The sequence below is a fragment of the Methylobacterium marchantiae genome (assembly GCF_042679825.1).
Classification (GTDB): domain Bacteria; phylum Pseudomonadota; class Alphaproteobacteria; order Rhizobiales; family Beijerinckiaceae; genus Methylobacterium; species Methylobacterium marchantiae.
In genome coordinates, this window is sequence record NZ_JBHTND010000018.1 from 1 (window position 1) to 20,021 (window position 20,021).

General features: G+C 65.6%; 16 protein-coding genes. 11 read left to right on the forward strand and 5 right to left on the reverse strand.

Annotation, left to right across the window (positions count from 1 at the left end):
- Positions 1 to 585: 585 nt before the first annotated feature.
- The 4 genes from ACFQ4G_RS13860 to ACFQ4G_RS13875 all read left to right on the forward strand — a co-directional run bounded on the left by ACFQ4G_RS13860 (position 586) and on the right by ACFQ4G_RS13875 (position 4,109).
- The gene (locus ACFQ4G_RS13860; RefSeq protein ID WP_238203952.1) at positions 586 to 1,107 is read left to right on the forward strand and encodes a CBS domain-containing protein; all 522 of its coding nucleotides are present in this window, start codon (positions 586 to 588) and stop codon (positions 1,105 to 1,107) included.
- A gap of 329 nt (positions 1,108 to 1,436) precedes the next feature.
- Entirely contained in the window at positions 1,437 to 1,718 is a 282-nt protein-coding gene (locus tag ACFQ4G_RS13865; protein ID WP_238203944.1) for a hypothetical protein, read from the forward strand.
- 74 nt (positions 1,719 to 1,792) lie between these two features.
- Positions 1,793 to 3,652, forward strand: coding sequence for a zeta toxin family protein (locus ACFQ4G_RS13870; protein WP_238203942.1), 1,860 nt, complete (start codon positions 1,793 to 1,795; stop codon positions 3,650 to 3,652).
- Between the two features lie 295 nt (positions 3,653 to 3,947).
- Complete coding sequence (locus tag ACFQ4G_RS13875) at positions 3,948 to 4,109, forward strand: hypothetical protein (RefSeq protein WP_238203940.1); 162 nt, start codon at positions 3,948 to 3,950, stop codon at positions 4,107 to 4,109.
- A gap of 173 nt (positions 4,110 to 4,282) precedes the next feature.
- Here ACFQ4G_RS13875 and frc read toward each other — a convergent pair whose 3' ends face one another.
- Both frc and oxc read right to left on the reverse strand, forming a co-directional pair.
- Positions 4,283 to 5,557 (reverse strand): formyl-CoA transferase, encoded by a 1,275-nt coding sequence (gene frc, locus ACFQ4G_RS13880; RefSeq protein WP_238203938.1) that lies wholly within the window; start codon positions 5,555 to 5,557, stop codon positions 4,283 to 4,285.
- Between the two features lie 195 nt (positions 5,558 to 5,752).
- Positions 5,753 to 7,495 carry an oxalyl-CoA decarboxylase gene (gene oxc, locus ACFQ4G_RS13885; protein WP_238203930.1) on the reverse strand — a complete coding sequence of 581 codons (1,743 nt, stop codon included), beginning with the start codon at positions 7,493 to 7,495 and terminating at the stop codon, positions 5,753 to 5,755.
- Positions 7,496 to 8,293: 798 nt separating this feature from the next.
- Between oxc and ACFQ4G_RS13890 the strand changes: the two genes are divergently transcribed.
- The 3 genes from ACFQ4G_RS13890 to lexA all read left to right on the forward strand — a co-directional run bounded on the left by ACFQ4G_RS13890 (position 8,294) and on the right by lexA (position 10,815).
- On the forward strand, positions 8,294 to 8,986 hold the full coding sequence (locus tag ACFQ4G_RS13890; RefSeq protein WP_238203965.1) for a GntR family transcriptional regulator: 693 nt from the start codon (positions 8,294 to 8,296) through the stop codon (positions 8,984 to 8,986).
- Positions 8,987 to 9,197: 211 nt separating this feature from the next.
- A complete protein-coding gene (locus ACFQ4G_RS13895; RefSeq protein ID WP_238203928.1) occupies positions 9,198 to 9,803 on the forward strand; it encodes a helix-turn-helix domain-containing protein in 606 nt (201 codons plus the stop codon).
- Positions 9,804 to 10,071: 268 nt separating this feature from the next.
- Complete coding sequence (gene lexA / locus ACFQ4G_RS13900) at positions 10,072 to 10,815, forward strand: transcriptional repressor LexA (RefSeq protein ID WP_238203926.1); 744 nt, start codon at positions 10,072 to 10,074, stop codon at positions 10,813 to 10,815.
- Here lexA and ACFQ4G_RS13905 read toward each other — a convergent pair.
- Positions 10,809 to 13,070 carry a ComEC/Rec2 family competence protein gene (locus ACFQ4G_RS13905; protein ID WP_238203924.1) on the reverse strand — a complete coding sequence of 754 codons (2,262 nt, stop codon included), beginning with the start codon at positions 13,068 to 13,070 and terminating at the stop codon, positions 10,809 to 10,811. The two genes, lexA and ACFQ4G_RS13905, sit on opposite strands and share 7 nt — an antisense overlap.
- Before the next feature lie 196 nt (positions 13,071 to 13,266).
- Here ACFQ4G_RS13905 and gltX point away from each other — a divergent pair, with 196 nt between their 5' ends.
- From gltX to ACFQ4G_RS13920, 3 genes are all read left to right on the forward strand, one after another.
- Positions 13,267 to 14,694: a glutamate--tRNA ligase gene (gene gltX, locus ACFQ4G_RS13910; protein WP_238203922.1), complete on the forward strand. Its 1,428-nt coding sequence runs from the start codon at positions 13,267 to 13,269 to the stop codon at positions 14,692 to 14,694.
- Between the two features lie 208 nt (positions 14,695 to 14,902).
- Positions 14,903 to 16,192 carry a citrate synthase gene (gltA, locus tag ACFQ4G_RS13915; protein WP_238203920.1) on the forward strand — a complete coding sequence of 430 codons (1,290 nt, stop codon included), beginning with the start codon at positions 14,903 to 14,905 and terminating at the stop codon, positions 16,190 to 16,192.
- Between the two features lie 175 nt (positions 16,193 to 16,367).
- Positions 16,368 to 16,562 carry an amino acid transporter gene (locus tag ACFQ4G_RS13920; protein WP_238203918.1) on the forward strand — a complete coding sequence of 65 codons (195 nt, stop codon included), beginning with the start codon at positions 16,368 to 16,370 and terminating at the stop codon, positions 16,560 to 16,562.
- 284 nt (positions 16,563 to 16,846) lie between these two features.
- On the opposite strand, the gene rpsD is transcribed toward ACFQ4G_RS13920, so the two are convergent.
- A complete protein-coding gene (rpsD, locus tag ACFQ4G_RS13925) occupies positions 16,847 to 17,464 on the reverse strand; it encodes a 30S ribosomal protein S4 (RefSeq protein ID WP_238203916.1) in 618 nt (205 codons plus the stop codon).
- A 206-nt stretch (positions 17,465 to 17,670) separates the two neighbouring features.
- The gene (gene murI / locus ACFQ4G_RS13930; RefSeq protein WP_238203907.1) at positions 17,671 to 18,549 is read right to left on the reverse strand and encodes a glutamate racemase; all 879 of its coding nucleotides are present in this window, start codon (positions 18,547 to 18,549) and stop codon (positions 17,671 to 17,673) included.
- Positions 18,550 to 18,743: 194 nt separating this feature from the next.
- On the opposite strand from murI, the gene egtB reads away from it, so the two are divergent.
- Positions 18,744 to 20,018, forward strand: coding sequence for an ergothioneine biosynthesis protein EgtB (egtB, locus tag ACFQ4G_RS13935; RefSeq protein WP_238203905.1), 1,275 nt, complete (start codon positions 18,744 to 18,746; stop codon positions 20,016 to 20,018).
- Positions 20,019 to 20,021: the final 3 nt, after the last annotated feature.

Consider the following 20,021-nt stretch of genomic DNA (forward strand, 5'->3'; position numbering starts at 1 on the left):
GCCGTATTGCAGGTTGGCGATCATCACCATGCAGATCACGCCGATCACAAGCTGACCCCAGCGGTATCCGTCGGATACGCGCTCGGTCGTCGGTTCCGCCCTCGTCATAGCTGTCCTCCCGGTTATTCTCTTGTGTGTGAATCGCGGCGTCGGGGCCGGTTGACCGGCTTCCACTCTCAGCGACGGCGGACCGTTTCTGACGATCACCACGCTGGTATTTGGAATACCAGCCTCTCTCGTACGTGCTGGCTCGTCAAGGGCGCGCTGAAGAAAAATCGATTCCGCAACGCAGCAAAGACAGGATTATTTCAAGTTTTCGCGTTTTGTATCAGCATTCCAAGAGCGTCGAGAGAAAGATGTGAAGCTCTCGATAAATAGGCTTTCGCTCTGCTCCTGCAGTCATACTGGGATCGTTCGCCCCAGCATCTCGGTGCTACCGACCCGCATCTCGGTCTACAAGTATCGATCCGGATCAGGCTGGGCCCAGAGCACCCGCTTTCCTTGTACCGGCGTGACTATGCCGATGCAGTCCCGGCATTTAGACAAGCGGACGATTCCCGCCTGGCGCGAGCGCGGACCGGCCTCATGGCGCCGGCCCGCTGCACCATAGTTCTCTTTCCTCCGTTGACAACCGGTATTTTGCATACCAGTGTCCGATCCCAAGAAGCATTCCCGAGGGAGGGAGACGCCATGGCAGCCAGCCAGCCGACCGGACAGGGCGGCGCAGGCCTGCAATATATCCGTATGGATCGCTCCGTACGTGAAGCCCTGCGCCAGCTGCGAAGCCCGGATGTCGATGCCCTGGTCGTCATCGACGGCGACCGCCCCACCGACGGGGCGATCATTGGGATCATCACCGAGCGCGACATCTTCCGCGCGATGGCGGCGCGCGGTCTCGAAGCGCTCGACAACCTGGTATGGATGCTGGCGAAGGAAGACTTCGTTTCGGTCGATGTCGGCATGTCGGGGACCGATCGACTGAAGCAGTTCTGCGCGCACAAGACCGATCATCTCGCGGTGACCGACGGCTTCGTCCTCACGTCGGTTCAGAGCATCTGGAGTTGCGTCGACGAGGTTGCGGGAGGCGGAAAGACCGCTCATGGTTGACACCCCATCGGGCGGACCGTTCATTCAAGGTCGATGTATCTCAAGGTTGTGGACCGTCGTGTCGCGAAGTAGATGACGCACAATCGATTTGTATTTTCGAGTATTGCGATGCAAAAAATCGGTATCGCAGCTGCAGGATAAGATATTCCGCGTCTCGTCATTGACCCGAGACCGGTTTGCATTCAAAATTTATCCCAGGTGCCGCATCGTCCCGCGCTTCGAAACGAGGCGGGATCCAAGCCGGTCATCGAAGCTGGAAGACGCTGCGGGTCCGCGATGGTCGGTGAGCGATCGACATGGGCGGCTCGTGGACAACAAGGTTAGCAGCGATGCGTTACTTGGCCATTCTCGAATGCCCTGTCATCTTCAGCGGTGAATCCGCCTATGGGATGACCAGCATGGACATGTGTCCGTCGGCAGGCATCACCCGCGGCCTGATCAGCCGGCATGTGAAGGTGATCGATTCCCGGATCATCGCCGTCTGCATCTGGCAGAGCGAGTTCTGCGCCAAGCTGTTCTTCAACACCGACTGGTACGAGAAGGCCGAGGCTCTCTGGGGCGACCGCTACCAGTTGCGGCTCGAAGTCATCGACGAGGCGGCGGTCGCCTGACCTCGGTCCGATAGACGCCTGCAATCGTCGAGCCCGGCCTCCCTCGGAGGCTCTGAATGTCGGAGCGGCCGGGCATGTCGAGTCTGAAGAGCGAGGCCGCGCGCCTCGACGGCCCCGTTTCGGCCTCCCTTGCTTCCTCCCTTGCGTTCCAAGAATTCGGCCCGTGGAATCCGGGGCTGGAATCGAGCCTTCCCCGCTCCTTCCTGCCGCTCGCCACCGTGTTCAGGCCCGAGAACGTCGAGACCCGGCTCGCCGATGCCGGCGAGATGAGCGACGTCAGCGGACTTCCCCTGACGCAGCTGGTGAGGTTCCGGGCCCAACGCCTCGTCGTCCACGAGGTGCTCGTGCGCGTCATGGCCGACCTGTCGGTGCCGGTCGGCCGGACCTATGGCGATCTCGGCGTCAATTTCCGGGCGATCGTCGGCACCATCCTGCGTGATGGGATCGCGTCCCATGCCGATGAGATCGCGAGCCTGCTCGAGCGGGTTCGGGCGCATACGGTGCTCGTCCTCCACCGGGAGCTCTCCGACATGCTCGATGGGCGTGGCGTCGAACCCGCCCGGGAGCGACCGTCCCTTTGGCGGGCCATGTTCGGGACGCACGAGACCGCGAGGCGACGTGAGGATGCCGAGACGCCGGAGAACCGGGCCCTGCTGCATCTCGATGGATGGCAGCAGCGCTGTGTCGCCTCGGCCGATTCCCTCGAGGCCGCGGCCTGTGCCGCCCTCCGCCATGTGGTGACGAGCATCATCGGTCGTCGCGGTTTCCTCATCCGCGACAGGGCTCTTCTCTCACATCTCGCCTGCACGCTCGTTTCGAACCAGTACGGAAGCAGCAGGATCGGGCAGTTGATCGAGCCGTGGTTCCGCGAGATCGTGGCGCGCGAGGGCTATCACCGGCTGAAGATCCAGGCTCAGCCGGTGGTGATGAACGTCAAGGGTGCGTCGGCTTCGGGCAAGAGCACGATCCGTCCCTACCAGCGCGCCCTCGTCGGGCAGCTCGGCCTCGAATGGTCGGATTTCGCCGTGGTCACGCCGGACGTCTGGCGGAAATACCTGCTCGATTACGCCAGCCTCGGGCCGGCGCGGCGCTATGCCGGGACGCTGACCGGCCACGAGGTGGAGATCATCGACCGCAAGCTCGACCGTCACATGGCGGTGAAGGCCGCGGAGGGACGCATCTCGCACCTGCTCATCGACCGCTTCCGCTTCGACAGCTTCGCCGTCGATCCGGGCGCCGAGACCGGGAGCCAGCTCCTCACCCGCTTCGGTCACCGGGTCTACATGCAGTTCATGATCACGCCGCCGGAGGCTACCGTGGAGCGGGCGTGGAAGCGCGGCGAGCAGTTCGGTCGCTACAAGGCGGTGGAAGACCTGCTGGCGCACAATGTCGAGGCCTATACCGGCATGCCGCGACTGTTCTTCACCTGGGTCCTGCGCTCCGACAAGGAAGTCCATTTCGAGTTTCTGGACAACAGCGTTCCCGATGGCGAACGACCGAGGACCATCGCCTTCGGCGTCAACGGCACCATGAACATCCTCGACCTGAGGTTCATCTTCGACATCGAACGCTATCGCAAGATCGACATCAACGCGCGATCGGCCGACGAGGTCTATGCCGATGCGGGCTCGATGGAGCCGCGGCAGAATATGGGCTTTCTCCGCGACTGCGTCCGCCGGATGACGACGATCCGTTTCGCCGATCATGCGACGGGACGCGTCTATGCCCGCCTGGACCGGGGCCGTCTCAGCAACCTCGCCACGGACATCGTCCCGCGCTCGGCGGAAGATCCGGATCTGCAGGCCGCCCTGGTGGCGATGGGCGTCCCGGTGGACCGGTCCGGCCCGCTCTCGGCCGTCCCTCAGCCTGACGAATGGCTGCGGCCGGGCGAGGCCCCGACCCTGGGCAGATGGGGTAATGCAGCGTCCCACTGAGGTCGTTCTGAACCTTCAACTCGGTCCGCACGGAAACAGGTGATGGAAGGTCCCTCTTTGATGGTGGAATAGCTGCCCTCGACGGCGCCAGAACACGGTCGGGCTCTGCTGCACCCGCTAAGTCGATGACCCGAACCGCAGATTCGTACCCACCCGTGGATGCGTCGGACGCTCGCCGAAAGCTCGTTCATCCTCCGACATGCATTGGCCGCATGTCTGGTCGAAGGAATGTGGTATATCAGTTTGCGCTGCACCATGACATATAGGATGGGTAACACGCCCTCAGGAGCCCACCATGCTCGCCACCATCGTCGCCGCCGTCCTCTGCATGATCGTCCTTCAGGTGCTTCTCGTCGTGAAGGTCGCGGACTTCCTGTCGGTGCGCGCCGACAAGAGCCGCGCCGAGAGCCGCGATTACGTGACGGGCTCGGCCGGCCGCTTCACCGGCATCGCCTGAACGGTCCGGCGTCCGGGGCAATCGACTCTCTTCCGCATCGCGCGTTCTCCCCTGACGGAAAGAGCGCGGTACCGTGCCGTTGGCCGATACCGCGCTGAGTCAGGAGGAGTTTCACGTCGTGCGCAAAAGCCGGGAGGTCGAGACAGCCGGCTTCCGCTTCGTTCGAGGGCCGGTCACTCGGCGGCGATCCTCCGGACCGCGCCGATAGCCCCCGATTCCGAGATCCTGAGCCTGTCGCTCTCGGAATATCCGAGGACGTCGCGCAGGATTTCTTCCGTATGCTCGCCCAGCAGAGGCGAGCGCTTGACCTCGACCTGACTCGCCGAGAGCCTGATCGGGTTGCCAACGGTCAAGTATTTGCCGCGCTCGGGATGGTCGATCTCGACCACCGTGCCGGATTTCCGCAGCGACTCGTCCTCGGCGATCTCCTTCATCGAGAGGATCGGTCCGCAGGGGACGTGGAGCGCGTTGAGGATTTCCATCGCCTCGAACTTGGTCTTGGACATGGTCCAGGCCTCGACGCGCGTGAAGATCTCGTTGAGATGCGGCAGGCGGCCCTTCGGGGTCGCGTAGTCCGGGTCCGTCTTCCAGGTCGGCTCGCCGATGACGTCGCAGATCGGTTCCCAGACCGCACCCTGGGCGATGAAGTAGATGTAGGCATTGGGATCGGTCTCCCAGCCCCTGCATTTCAGGATGCGCCCCGGCTGGCCGCCGCCCGAATCGTTGCCGGCACGGGGCACCGAATCGCCGAAGCCGATCCCCTCGCCATACTGGCTGTATTCCTTGAGCGGCCCCCGCTCGAGCCGCTGCTGGTCGCGCAGCTTGACCCGGCACAGGTTGAGGACGCCGTCCTGCATGGCGCAATCGACCCTCTGCCCGAGGCCGGAATGGGTCCTCTGATAGAGCGCGGTGACGATGCCGAGGGCGAGGTGGAGGCCCGTGCCGGAATCGCCGATCTGCGCCCCGGACACCATCGGGATGTCGGTGCGGAAGCCCGTGGTGGAGGCCGCTCCGCCGACGCATTGGGCGACGTTCTCGTAGACCTTGCAATTCTCGTAGGCGCCCGGCCCGAAGCCCTTCACCGAGGCGAGGATCATCCGCGGATTCGCGGCGTGGATCGCCTCCCAGGTCAGGCCCATCCGGTCGAGGGCGCCGGGAGCGAAGTTCTCCACGAGGACGTCGCATTCCTTCACCAGGCGCCACATCACCTCGATCCCCTTGGGGTTCTTGGTGTCGAGGGTGATCGAGCGCTTGTTGTGGTTCAGCATCGTGAAATAGAGGCTGTCCACATCCGGGATGTCCTGAAGCTGCTGACGCGTGGCGTCGCCGACTCCCGGACGCTCGACCTTGATCACATCGGCGCCGAACCAGGCCAGCAACTGCGTGCAGGTCGGCCCGGACTGGACATGGGTGAAGTCGAGGATCTTCACGCCTTCGAGGGCATTCATGGGGCTCACCCGGTTCTGGGGCGATGAGGGGGCGACGGCCGGATTCACGGCCGTCGGGTTCGATGTGAGGGCGTGCTCCTCCCCGGTGTCGCGACCGTCGTCTCACAATTCGCGGGCATCGCGGGTCCCTTCCCCTGGAAGGAGAGGGAGCGCGCCACGCCCGTACCGGGGAGCGCCGCCTACAAGGGACGTGTGTCAGGCGGGCTTCTTCTTCACCGTGCTGGTCGGGTTGAGGCTGCCGATATTGCCGCTCTCGGTCCCGGCCTGAGGGTCGATCACCGCGTTGATGAGCGTCGGGCGGCCCGAATCCATCGCGGCGTTGACGGCCTGGGACAGTTCGTCCGGCGTCGTCGCGTTGACGCCGACTCCGCCGAAGGCCTCCATCATCCGGTCGTAGCGCGAGTCCCTCACGAACACCGTGGTGCCGGGATCGCGGCCGGTCGGGTCCGTATCGGTGCCGCGATAGATGCCGTTGTTGTTGAACACGACGATGCAGACCGGCAGGTTGTAGCGGCAGATGGTCTCCACCTCCATGCCGGAGAACCCGAAGGCGCTGTCGCCTTCCACCGCGAGGACCGGCTTTCCGGTCTCGACCGCGGCGGCGATGGCGAAGCCCATGCCGATGCCCATGATGCCCCAGGTGCCGACGTCGAGGCGCTTGCGCGGCTGGTACATGTCGATGATGCCGCGGGCGAGATCGAGGGTGTTGGCGCCCTCGTTGACGAGGATGGCGTCCGGCCGCTCGGCGATGATGGTCTTCAGCGCGCCCAGAGCGCCGTGGAAGTCCATCGGCGTCGAGTTCTTGCGCAGCTTCGACGCCATCTTGGAGAGGTTCTCCTCCTTCTTGGCGGAGATGGCATCGGTCCAGGATTTCGGCGGGGCCTGCCAGTCGCCCTTCATGCCGTCGAGGAGCGCGGTCACGCAGGAGCCGATGTCGCCGACGATCGGCGCGACGATCTCGACGTTGGAATCCATCTCCTTCGGCTCGATGTCGATCTGGATGAACTTCTTCGAGCCGGGAGCGCCCCAGGTCTTGCCCTTGCCGTGCGAGAGCAGCCAGTTCAGGCGTGCGCCGACCAGCAGGACGACGTCGGCCTCCTTGAGGACGAGGGAGCGGGCCGCACCCGCCGATTGCGGATGGGTGTCGGGCAGCAGGCCCTTGGCCATGCTCATCGGCACGTAGGGAATGCCGCTGGTCTCCACGAGGGCGCGGACCTCGTCGTCGGCCTGGGCGTAGGCGGCACCCTTGCCGAGGACGATGAGCGGGCGCTTGGCGCTCTTCAGGACGTCCAGGGCGCGCTTGATGGCGGAGGGAGCCGGCAGCTGGGCCGGAGCCGCGTCGATGACCTTCACCAGCGATTTCGCGCCGGCCTCGGCCTCCATCACCTGGGAGAAGAGCTTGGCGGGCAGGTCGAGATAGACGCCGCCCGGGCGGCCGGACACCGCGGCGCGGATGGCGCGGGCGACGGCGATGCCGATATCGGCGGCGTGCAGGACGCGGAAGGCCGCCTTGCACAGGGGCTTGGCGATGGCGAGCTGGTCCATCTCCTCGTAATCGCCCTGCTGCAGATCGACGATCTCGCGCTCGGACGAGCCGGAGATCAGGATCATCGGGAAGCAGTTGGTGGTGGCGTTGGCGAGCGCCGTCAGGCCGTTGAGGAAGCCGGGCGCCGAGACGGTGAGGCAGATGCCGGGCTTCTTGGTCAGGAAGCCCGCGATGGCGGCGGCGTTGCCGGCATGCTGCTCATGGCGGAAGGAGATCACGCGCATGCCCGCCGCCTGGGCGAGGCGGCCGAGATCGGTGATCGGAATGCCGGGCACGCCGTAGATCGTCGTGATGTCGTTGAGCTTCAGCGCGTCGATGACGAGATGGAAGCCATCGGTGAGTTCCGGCTCCGCCGCAACGTCGACGTCGATTCTCTGGGCCAAAGCGGACATCGTGTTCTCTCCCTGGTTCTTTGATGTTTTGTTCTGGTTGACGACCCGCGCGGCAGGCGGACCGATGACGCGACTCCCGCGCGGGGCGGCGACGGAGCCCCGCCGCGCAGGAGCGATATCGTGGACCGGCGGGTCGCTCCGGTCCGAAACCGTCGGCGGAGCTAGAGTGCCGCGAGCGAACCCATTCGGGGGCCGGGGACTTGTCGAGGGCCAGGGACTTGCCTGCAGGCGCTGTTCATTGACGTTTCCTCCCGATCGGTCCGCATTTTTCTTGTGGCGGATCCAAAAATTTATGATCTCTTCAAGCAAAGGTCGCTTCACGACTTGGAATGCCCGAACGAAAGCCTTCCTCCCAGAATCGGTTGGCATCTGAACTATATTGCAGATTCACCGTTCCGCCTGTATGAACCCGAATCGTCCCTGCCCTCTCGCGGGGACGGTCCGCCAGTGATCCGGCGCCTCGATCCGTGCTTGAAGTTCCATTCTCTCCCCGATTATTGGTGGCATACCAAATACCAAGTGTCAAACGGATTTGCACGATCTTGCCGATCGAGGGGAATGCTGGAAGGCGGGCGGTTAGCGAAGGGGCATCGCTCGCTGTCCCGCGATAAAGCGAATCTCGCAGGTTGCTTCTGCGATAGTGACGCAGACCGTGACGCTATTCTTGTGTTGAGACACTTCTTGCGCTCAAAGCGTTCCTTGTATTCCAAACTCGGGTTTGGCATGCTTCACACCATGTGTGCTCGACCATGTGTGCTCGACCATGCGTGCGAGTTGAAATCGTTCCAGGTGCCCAAAATGGTCAAAAACGACACGTTTCAAGTAAAGCCCATCGTTGCGACCTCGAGCTTGCGTGCACTTGCTTATGATGCGCTCAAAGAAGCGATCACCAACATGAACATCTATAACCAGCGCGAGGAAGTGCGGCTGGACGAGCGAAAACTGTCCCTGAACCTCGGGGTCAGCCGTACGCCGGTCCGCGAAGCGCTGACGGTGCTGGAGCAGGAGGGCTTCGTTCGGTTCGAGGCCCGGCGCGGCGTCTTCGTCATCAAGAAGTCGAAGAAGGAGATCGTCAGCATGATCCAGGCCTGGTCGGCCCTGGAGAGCATGGCCGCCCGCCTCGCCTGCGAGCGCGCCACCGACGAGCAGCTGCATGGCCTGCGCGAGCATTTCCCCGAATTCTACGAGGGACGCCCGTCCGACCACCTCGACGAATACTCGGAAGCCAATATCCGCTTCCACCAGAAGATCATCTCGCTCGGCCAGTGCGACGTGATCAAGGACATCACCAGCAACCTGCTGATGCATGTCCGCGGCATCCGCAACACCGCCCTCCGCCAGGGCGACCGCGCCGCCAACTCGATCAAGGAACACGTGGCGATCATCAAGGCGCTGGAAGCCCGCGACGCGGAATTGGCCGAACGCCTGGTGCGGGAACATGGTCTGGGCCTCGCCAGCCATGTGGAGAAATACGGCGATTACCTCGACTGAAGGTCGATGCGCATTTGTCCGCCACGAGGTCGAGGGCCGGAATCCGGCTCGCCGGTCTCGTCTCCGGACGGAGTGAAGGCGCCCCTACGACATTGTAGAGTTTGGAAGATTCCGCGGCTGCCCGCACTGGCGAAGGGCGGGGCCCGCCGCCATAATGGGTGACGGCCCGCGGCCGGTCGCGGCGTCGGGCCGGGAAGGTGCGGATCGGGTCATGCTCACCACTGCGTCGAATGCTCCTTCCGTCGAGGAGAAGCCTCTGGAGAAGGCGCTCGGCCACCAGATCAGGCTGCTGCGCCGGGAGCGGGATCTCTCGGTGGCCGATCTCGGGAATGCCGCCGGCATCTCCCTGGGGATGGTGTCGAAGATCGAGAACGGCGCGATCTCGCCCTCGCTCTCCTCCATCAACGCCATCGCAACGGCGCTGAATGTGCCGATCACGGCCCTGTTCTCGGCTTTCGAAGAGCGGCGGGACTGCTCCCACGTCAAGCGGGGCCAGGGCGTCGTCATCGAGCGCCGGGGCACCAAGGTCGGCCATATCTACGAGTTGCTCGGGGCCGGGATCGGCGGCGAGGTCGCCCTCGAACCCTACCTGATCACCCTCGAGACCGAGGCGGAGGCCTATACCAGCTTTCGTCACGTCGGCACCGAGTTCATCTACATGCTCACCGGCGAGATGATGTATCACCATGCGGGAGAAGACTATCATCTCCTGCCGGGCGACTCGTTGCTGTTCGATTCCAACGGCTTGCACGGTCCGGCCAGGCTGTTGCAGACGCCGATGACCTACCTCTCGATCATCGTCTACCCACGCGGCTGACGGACTGCTTCGGCGATTCGGTCGAGATCGTCTTAAATGGCGGATATGGCCCGGTTCGAGCGAGTGTTTTCGCACCTATGCCGCGTCCGCGAATCCGGCAGCCGTCTCGACGGCTGCCCGCCCGCGAGCGGAACATCGCGCCCAAGGAACAAACTCTACCATCGGGTTAACGGAACCCTTGCAGAACACTTGCGGAACGTCTACCGTGTTCGTGTTTTGTTTCGTCAGGCATTCGCCGCAGCTTGGCTTCAGTGGAAGAGTGATCTGTATGTTGACGCGTAAACAGCTGGATCTTCTCCAATTCATCCAGCAACGGATGCAGGAGAGCGGCGTGCCTCCGTCGTTCGACGAGATGAAGGACGCCCTCGACCTGAAGTCGAAATCGGGCATCCATCGCCTGATCACGGCGCTCGAGGAGCGTGGTTTCCTGCGGCGCCTTCCGAACCGTGCCAGGGCGATCGAGGTGATCCGGATGCCGGAAAGCCTCGCCGGCGCTCCCGCGCCTCGTCCCGTTTCCGCTCCCGCAGGCGAGGTTCGCCGCTTCACGCCGAGCGTCGTCGAAGGCGGGCGATCGAAGGCAATGCCGTCGGTCCGTCAACCCACCGCCCAGGCTCAGGACGAGAGCGGACGGGCCATCACCATCCCGGTCATGGGTCGCATCGCGGCCGGTACGCCGATCTCGGCGATCCAGAACCAGAGCCATTCGGTGACGCTGTCACCCGACTTCCTAGCCGGCGGCGAGCATTACGCGCTCGAAGTGCGCGGCGATTCGATGATCGAGGCGGGCATCCTCGACGGCGATCTGGTGGTCATCAAGAAGCAGGACACCGCCAATACGGGCGACATCATCGTCGCCCTCATCGACGACGAGGAGGCGACGCTGAAGCGCCTGCGCCGGCGCGGGTCGTCCATCGCCCTCGAAGCCGCGAATCCCGCCTACGAGACCAGGGTACTCGGCCCCGATCGGGTCCAGATCCAGGGACGCCTCGTCAGCCTGGTGCGCCGCTACTGATCCTGGTCCGGAGAGACGTCCGCTGACGGCTCGCCGTCCTCGGCTTCGGCATCCGGCGTCTTCGATGGTGCCGTCTGTGTCGAAGGCTTCGGCGCCGGTTCGGGCCATGCTCGGCGCCATGGCGGTCGAGATCCGGGCTCTCTCGCCGATGTCGCGACCGGACCGTCCGGCGTGAAGCGTATCGCCGTCGCCCCTCGGGCGGCGAGATAGGCCCGATCGATGACGAGGCTGGCCCGGCATCCCGGCGGCGCATCCCGGCGGGCAATGACGATCGTCGCTCGCGCGCAATCCTCGGCGAAGGCCCGCTTGTCCTTGACGAGGGCGATGGCTCGACCCGGCTCCGTCTCGATCGTGCAGCCGATCGGGTCGCAGCGGCTTCGATCCGACGCCGATACCGCGCCGGCTTTCCGCGAATCGCCGTCCGCCTTGAGCCATTGTTCGAGGACGAAATCCGGCGGCTTGCCGAGGATGGCCAGTCGCCCGTCCCGATCGCGCAGTGCGGCGCCCGTTCCCTCGCGGTCCACATAGAGATCGTAGCGCTGCGGCGTCGCCGCCAGCACCATGCCGATTCCGGCGGGGGCGAGCCCGATCCAGCGCAGATGCGAGACCGGCACGGTCAGCAGCAGGAGGGCGATGGCGAGCAGGCCGAGCGCCGTGCTGCCATAGGCCGGGACGACGAGGGTGGCGTGGCCGAACCCGCTGATCCATCCGGAGATCGTGAGCATTCCGCGCACCGCGAGCCCCATCGCCCACCAGACCGGCTGATCGAGGGCGAAAGGATAGGCGAGGATCCCGAGGACCGCCGCCGGCATCACCGCGAGGGAGACGAGCGGCAGCGTGAGGGCGTTGCCGACGATGCCGAAGGGCTGGACGGTCTGGAAATGGTAGGTGGCGAAGGGGGCTGTCGCGATCTGCGCCACCAGGGTCGTCGCCAGGGTGCCGACGACCGCGACGATCACGAAGCGGAAAGCGCGGGCGAGAAGACCGTGGCCCTCCCGCTGAGGCATCCAGCGGTTGAGCGCGGTGGCGCAGGCGATGAGGCCGGCGACGGCCCCGAAGGACATCTGGAAGCTCGGGCCGAGCAGGCCTTCCGGCTCGCGTGCGAGCGCGATCAGGGCGGCCAGCGCGAGATTGCGCATGCTCAGGGCCGGTCGATCCACGAGGATCGCGCCGAGCATCACCAGGGTCATGATCAGCGAGCGCTCTGCGGCGATGTCCCAGCCCGAGAAGACGCAATAGGCGGTGACGCCCACCATGGCGAAACCGGCGGCGATCTTCTTGATCGGCCAGGTCAGGGCGAGGCCCGGCACCAGGGCGAGGAGCGCGCGCACGAGCCAGAACACCACGCCTGCGGCGAGCACCATGTGCAGCCCCGAGATCGAGACCACGTGGTAGATCCCGGCCGCCCGCAGGATGTCGTTGGTCTCGGCGTTGATGAGGCCGCGCTTGCCGGTGACCAGGGCGGCCGCCACGGCGCCGGCCTGCCCGCCATTGGCATCGGTGATGCGCCGCGTCAGGGCGTTGCGCGCATCGTCCACCGCGGCCGCCACCGAGACGGTCCAGGGCATCGGTCTGGGCGGGGGTTTGACCTCGATCTTGCCGACGAGGGAGCCGACGGCGCCGATCCCGCGAAAGTAGGCGTCGCGGGCGAAATCGTATCCGCCGGGGCGTGCCGCCTCGGGTGGCGGCAGGAGCCGGGCGGTCGCCGAGATGAAATCGCCAGGCTTCAGCGCGAGGGCCCGCTTATAGGAGACGCGGACCCGGGTCGGACGCCGCTCCGGTGCGAGGGTACCGAAGCTCTCGACGCGGACGATCAGGCGCGCACCGACCTCGCGCTCGTCCAGGGCTTCCACGAGGCCGGTGAGCGGTGCGATCGTCGTGCGGGCGAGGACGGGCGCCGCCACGCGGTCCAGGCGCAGGATCGCGGCGGAAAAGCCGAGGAAGGATGCGGCGAGGCCGAGAACGACGGCGAGGGCGACGGGCCTCGCGCCGAGGAACGGGACGCCGGCGGAGAGCAGGGTCGCGACGAGGAGGGGCGCGACGAGGGACGGTTGGCCATCCGTCGCCGTGAAGCAGACGAGGATGCCGGCACCGAAGGCCACGGCCAGCCACGGGAACAGCCGCCTCTGCTCGACTTCGCGGACGAGGCCCCGACGCCACCACTCCTTCGCGGCATCGCCGAGCACGGAGAGCGAGCGCCGGCGGCTCCACGCGGCGGCGTTCGCACCCATCGCCCGTGCGCTGCCCTGCGCCATGCCCGGTTGCGCCCCTCCGCGGGTTCACGCTCGATCGCGGTCATGCTCGAAGCGTGAGGAATGCCGTGCGAGCGAGGGTCCGCCGCCGAGCATCGGTGCGACGGTTTTCTTAACGCCACCGCAAACGCATGCTACATGCGCGGCTCCGGGCCGGTCGATCCGCCCTCCCACCTTCACGCACAAGTTTAGCCGCCCGATGTCGTCACCCGTCGTTACGCGTTTTGCCCCCTCCCCCACGGGCTACCTGCATATCGGGGGAGCCCGAACGGCGCTCTTCAACTGGCTCTACGCCCGCCATTTCGGCGGCCGCATGCTGCTGCGCATCGAGGACACCGATCGGGAGCGCTCCACGCAAGGGGCCATAGACGCGATCCTCGACGGCCTGCGCTGGCTCGGCCTCGATTGGGACGGGGACGTGGTCTATCAGTTCGCCCGCGCGGCGCGGCACCGGGAGGTCGCCGAGAGCCTGCTGGCCTCGGGCAACGCCTATCATTGCTACGCCACGCCGGACGAACTCACCGCCATGCGCGAGGCCGCCCGCGCCGAGGGCCGCCCTATGCGCTACGACGGCCGCTGGCGCGATCGTGATCCCTCCGAGGCACCGGCCGGCGTGAAGCCGGTGATCCGTCTGCGCGCGCCCGCCGAGGGCGAGACCGTGGTGGAGGATCAGGTCCAGGGCCGCGTCACCTGGGCCAACAAGGATCTGGACGATCTCGTCCTGCTGCGTTCGGACGGCAACCCGACCTACATGCTCGCCGTCGTCGTCGACGACCACGACATGGGTGTCACCCATGTGATCCGCGGCGACGACCATCTCACCAACGCCGCCCGCCAGGGCCAGATCTACGACGCGCTGGGCTGGTCCGCGCCGATCATGGCGCATATCCCGCTGATCCATGGGGCGGATGGCGCCAAGCTGTCGAAGCGTCACGGGGCGCTGGGCGTCGATGCCTATCGCGACCTCGGATACCTGCCCTCCGCCCTGCGCAACTACCTCGTCCGTCTCGGCTGGAGCCATGGCGACCAGGAGGTCTTCTCGACCGATGAGATGATCGCGGCCTTCGATCTCGGTTCGATCGGCCGCTCGGCCGCCCGTTTCGATTTCGCCAAGCTCGAAAACCTCAACGGCGTCTACATCCGCGGCGCCGACGATGCCGCTCTGGTCGATGCGATCGAGACGATCCTGCCGGTGCTCGCCCCCGAGCGCGGCTTGCCCGGCACTTTGTCGCCGGATCTGCGCGCGAAACTCGGGGCTGCGATGCCCGGCCTGAAGGAGCGCGCCAAGACCCTCGTCGAACTCCTCGATAGCGCCTACTACCTCACCGCATCGCGCCCCCTCGCCCTCGACGACAAGGCGAAGGCTCTTCTCGGCGACGAGGCCCGCCGGCGTCTCGCCGCGATCCTGCCCGTCCTCGCCGACCTGCCGGAATGGAATGCGGCCTCCACGGAAGGCGCGGTTCGCGGCTTCGCCGAGAAGAACGCGCTCAAGCTCGGCCTGATCGCCCAGCCCCTGCGCGCCGCCCTGACCGGGCGGGCGACCTCTCCGCCGGTCTTCGACGTGATGGCCGTGCTCGGGCGCGAGGAATGCCTCGGCCGCCTCGGCGACCAAGCCTCGGCCGAGTGACAGATCGGCCCGGTTTTCGCTTGAGCGGCCGGGTGGCGAGGGGGATCGGTTGAAGGCGGTCGGCCGATCCGCTAACCCGATAGGCGTGTGAGCACCTGCAGCATAACTCTGCCGGTGCGCTCCGGGGTCGGGTGGCGGATGTCGCCACGCGGGCCGGCGCTACCCTCCGCCAAGGTCTGCCTTCTGCCAAGAAAGGGTCCACGTCTCCATGAGCGCCTCCAGCACGATCTCCGTGGGCGACAACCAAGTCGATCTGCCGATCAAGACCGGCACGATCGGACCTGACGTCATCGACATCGGCAAGCTCCACGCCAAGACCGGCATGTTCACCTTCGATCCGGGCTTCACCTCCACCGCCTCCTGCGAATCGAAGATCACCTATATCGACGGCGATGCCGGCGTCCTCCTGTATCGCGGCTACCCGATCGAGCAGATCGCCGAGCAGGGCGACTTCCTCGAGACCTGCTACCTCATGCTGTTCGGCGAATTGCCGACCCCCGCCCAGAAGGCGGATTTCGACTACCGGGTCACGCGCCACACCATGGTGCACGACCAGATGAACCGCTTCTTCCAGGGCTTCCGCCGCGACGCCCACCCGATGGCGATCATGGTCGCCTGCGTCGGCGCGCTCTCGGCCTTCTATCACGACTCGACCGACATCTCGGACGACAAGCAGCGGATGATCGCCAGCCTGCGCATGATCGCCAAGATGCCGACGCTGGCGGCGATGGCCTACAAGTATTCCATCGGTCAGCCGTTCGTGTATCCGAAGAACGACCTCGACTATACATCGAACTTCCTGCGGATGTGTTTCGCGGTGCCGTGCGAGGAGTTCGTGGTCAACCCGATCTACGCCCGTGCGCTGGACCGGATCTTCATCCTTCATGCCGACCACGAGCAGAACGCCTCGACCTCGACCGTTCGGCTGGCCGGTTCTTCCGGCGCCAATCCCTTCGCCTGTATCGCCGCCGGCATCGCCTGCCTGTGGGGACCCGCCCATGGCGGCGCCAACGAAGCGGCGCTGAAGATGCTGGAAGAGATCGGCACTCCCGACAACGTGGCGAAATACGTCGCCAAGGCCAAGGACAAGAACGACCCGTTCCGCCTGATGGGCTTCGGTCACCGAGTCTACAAGAACTACGATCCGCGCGCCCGCATCATGCAGAAGACCACCCACGAGGTGCTGGCCCAGCTCGGCATCAAGGACGATCCGCTGCTCGAAGTCGCCGTGCAGCTGGAGCAGATCGCCCTGAAGGACGAGTACTTCATCGAGAAGAAGCTCTACCCGAACATCGATTTCTACTCGGGCATCACCCTCAAGGCGATGGGCTTCCCGACTTCGATGTTCACGGTGCTGTTCGCCCTCGCGCGGACGGTCGGCTGGATCGCCCAATGGGCCGAGATGATCGAGGATCCCTCGCAGAAGATCGGCCGCCCGCGCCAGCTCTATATCGGCCCCGACAAGCGCGAATACGTGCCGATCGGCAATCGCGGCTGAGCGCCAAACTCGCTCCTCGTCGCATGGCGAGGAGCGAGTATAGCCGTCCATGCGGGGGGCAGTGGTCGCGGACTCCCGCTCGAAGGCCGACCCGAAGCACATGGTCGAATGCCGCCGTATCACCCGGTTTCGCACTCGGGTCATCCGATGACGATCTGCCCTCACGTGAGAACGGATGAGCGAGCCCGACGAAGACCGCAGCAAGCTCGTCGCCAACGAGCGCTCCAAGCTGACGGCGACCTATGTGAACGGGCTGGCGATCGCCCTGTTCGCCGTCGGAGGCTTGGCCCCGATGTTCGCTCGGCGCGGCGCTTCACCCGGCGATGTCGGCCGATCCTGGCTTACGCTGTCGATCTCCCTGCTTTGCTGATGTGCCAGCGCGGCCCTACATTGGATGGCCAGAGGCTTTCTCCGGGAGCTACGGTGATGGACTACACATCCTGACCATGCTGCTGTTTCCCCTCGGTGCGCTGGCACTGGGTATGGGCACGCTGTGGTTCGCACGTCGGGCGCAGTGACGGCCGACACGCCGGCGTAGGCTTCAGTAGAAGACCCGACGGCCTCCAGCGGTATCGATGCCGCCTCTCGAAGCGGCAACAAAAAAGGCCGCCCTCCCGGGCGGCCTTTTCGTATCGGCGATGATCCGTTCGAGGATCAGCGCGAATAGAACTCGATGACGAGGTTCGGTTCCATCTGGACCGGGTAGGGAACCTCGCTGAGGCTCGGCACGCGGGTGACGCGGGCGGTCATCTTGGCATGATCGACCTCGATGTAGTCGGGCACGTCACGCTCGGGCAGCTGCGCGGCGACGACGACGATCTCGAGCTGCTTCGAGGAATCCTTCACCTCGATCACGTCACCCGGCTTCACGAGGAAGCTGGCGATGTTCACGCGGCGGCCGTTCACCTTCACGTGGCCGTGGTTCACGAACTGGCGGGCGGCGAAGGGGGTCGGCACGAACTTGGCGCGGTACACGACCGCATCGAGGCGACGCTCCAGCAGGCCGATCAGGTTCTCGCTCGAGTCGCCGCGCAGGCGGATCGCCTCGGCGTAGTAACGGCGGAACTGCTTCTCGGTGATGTTGGCGTAGTAGCCCTTGAGCTTCTGCTTGGCGCGCAGCTGCGTGCCGAAGTCGGACATCTTGCCCTTGCGGCGCTGGCCGTGCTGGCCGGGGCCGTACTCGCGGCGATTGACGGGGCTCTTCGGGCGGCCCCAGATGTTCTGGCCCATACGGCGATCGAGCTTGTGCTTCGCCTGAATACGTTTTGACATCGCGGTTCCTCTCAGCGAGTGAGATTGGTCGAGGAACGCGCCCTCCTCTTTCCGATAACGGCCCAGGGCCGAAGCGGAACGACAGAGCGGACATTGCCGCTCACGGGTGCGCTTGAAAAAGCTGCGGGGCCCCTCTCGGAGCCCCGTAACTGTCGCGGTGAATAGGCGACGGACGTCAGAAGGTCAATGCCGAGACGGCAACGGATCTATTGCAGGGCCAGCGGCATCGATTCCACGGCGACGTCGCCGACGCCCCTGGCATCGAGGGAACGACGTAGGGACGCGGTGATGCCGATGCCGCTGGTGAAGGCCGTGAGCCCGGGAGGGACGTCGTCGCGCGGGTCGCGCCGGGATGGGCCGAGAAGCTGCGTCACCCTGCGGGCGATGGCGGGGGCGGGATCGATCCAGGTCACCTGCCAGGGGGCGAGGCGCTGGAAACGCGCGAGCAGCAGCGGGTAATGGGTGCAGGCGAGGCAGACCACGTCCGTGCGCCGCCCGTCCTCGCTCTCCACGAAGCACGGTGCGATCTCGGCGGCGAGCGAGGAATCGTCCATGGGCCGGCCCGCGAGTTCGGCCTCGGCATAGGCGGCGAGATTGGGCGACCCGACGAGGGTGACCGAGCAGGCGCTCGCATAGGTCTCGATCAGATCGTGGGTATAAGGCCGCGCCACAGTCCCCGGCGTCGCCAGCAAGGTGATCAGGCGCGAGCGCGTCGCCTCGGCCGCCGGCTTGATCGGCGGTACCACGCCGACGAAGGGCGTCGAGAACTGTGCCCGGAGGGCCGGTAGCACCAGGGTGGAGGCGGTGTTGCAGGCGATGACGACGAGATCGGGGTCGTGGCGGGCGAGAAGCCGCGCCATCACCGCGAGCACGCGCTCCACCAGAGTCGATTCCGACAACCGGCCATAGGGAAAGGCAGCGTCGTCCGCGGCATAGACATAGCGTGCGTCCGGCCGTGCCCGCCGCACCTGATCGAGGACCGTGAGGCCGCCGAGCCCGGAATCGAAGACGAGGATCGTCGGCGCCCGCCGGATCTCGGCCGCCAGGGCCGCTGTCGTCGCTCCTGCCATCAGATCGATCCGCATACGAGTCTTGCCCGGACACTGTGCGTGGATGGACGAGTGTCGGGCAGTCAGGGTTAAGGCCGTGTCACTGCGGCGTTAAAAAGGCCCGGCTTTCTGTGGACCCGCCCCGCGACGATGGGCGCGGATCGCAAGCCGTTGTCGAAACGCGCGCGAGTCATATTTCCGCTTCGTCAAAGATGAGCGGAGTGATCGAAATGGCAGCGACGGCGGCAATTCGCGGGACCTTGCAGGATCGATCGGACAGGGCGGCTTTCCCGCCGCCTGACGTCTCTGCGAGGCCGGTCGACCGGGCCGCCTGGATCGCCGCCTTTCGCACGGTGCGGGACGAGACCGAGCGCCGTGCCGCACCGCTCTCTCCCGAAGATCAGCAGATCCAGTCCATGGCCGATGCCAGCCCGACCAAGTGGCACCGGGCCCATACCACGTGGTTCTTCGAGCAGTTCCTGCTGCGCGATCATCTGCCCGGCTTCCGCCTCTACGACGAGCGCCTGCACTACCTGTTCAATTCCTACTACGTCGCCGCCGGGCCTCGTCAGCCGCGCATCATGCGCGGCCTCATCACCCGGCCGACCGCCGAGGAGGTGGCCGGCTACCGCGCGCATGTGGACCGCGCCGTGGAGGGGCTTCTGTCGGAGGCGTCCGACGAGACCCTCGACGCATTGCTGCCGATCCTCGAGATCGGCCTCTATCATGAGCAGCAGCATCAGGAATTGCTGATCACCGACATCCTCCACGCCTTCGCGCAGAACCCGCTGGCGCCGGTCTATGACGAGGCCTGGCGGTTCCCCAGGTCGCAGGCGAAGGCGGGTCTCGCCGAGCTCGCAGGCGGAGTGACGCGCATCGGGCATGACGGGAACGGCTTCTCGTTCGACAACGAATCGCCGCGTCACGAGACGCTGATCCTGCCCTGCGCGATCGACAAGGGCCTCGTCACCAACGCCCAATGGCTCGCCTTCATCGAGGATGGCGGCTACGCCCGGCCCGAACTCTGGCTCTCGGATGGATGGCTCGCAGTCCAGGCCGAGGGCTGGGAGGCACCGGGATACTGGCAGCGCAACGAGGCCGGCCAGTGGTCCGTCATGACGCTGGCCGGACGGATGGGCATCGATCTGAGTCTGCCCGTCACCCATGTCAGCTACTTCGAGGCGGATGCCTATGCCCGCTGGGCCGGGCGCGACCTGCCGACGGAGTTCGAATGGGAGGCGGCGGCCAATGACGGGCTCCTCGACGATGCCTTCGGCCTCGTCTGGCAATGGACCCGCTCGGCCTACGTGTCCTATCCGGGCTACCGCCCGGTCTCCGGTGCGCTCGGCGAGTATAACGGCAAGTTCATGTCGAACCAGTTCGTGCTTCGCGGCTCTTCCGTAGCGACGTCGGAAGGACATGCCCGGATCGGTTATCGGAACTTCTTCTATCCCCACCAGCGTTGGCAGTTCACGGGGCTTCGCCTGTCGAATTACCGCGACTGAGTA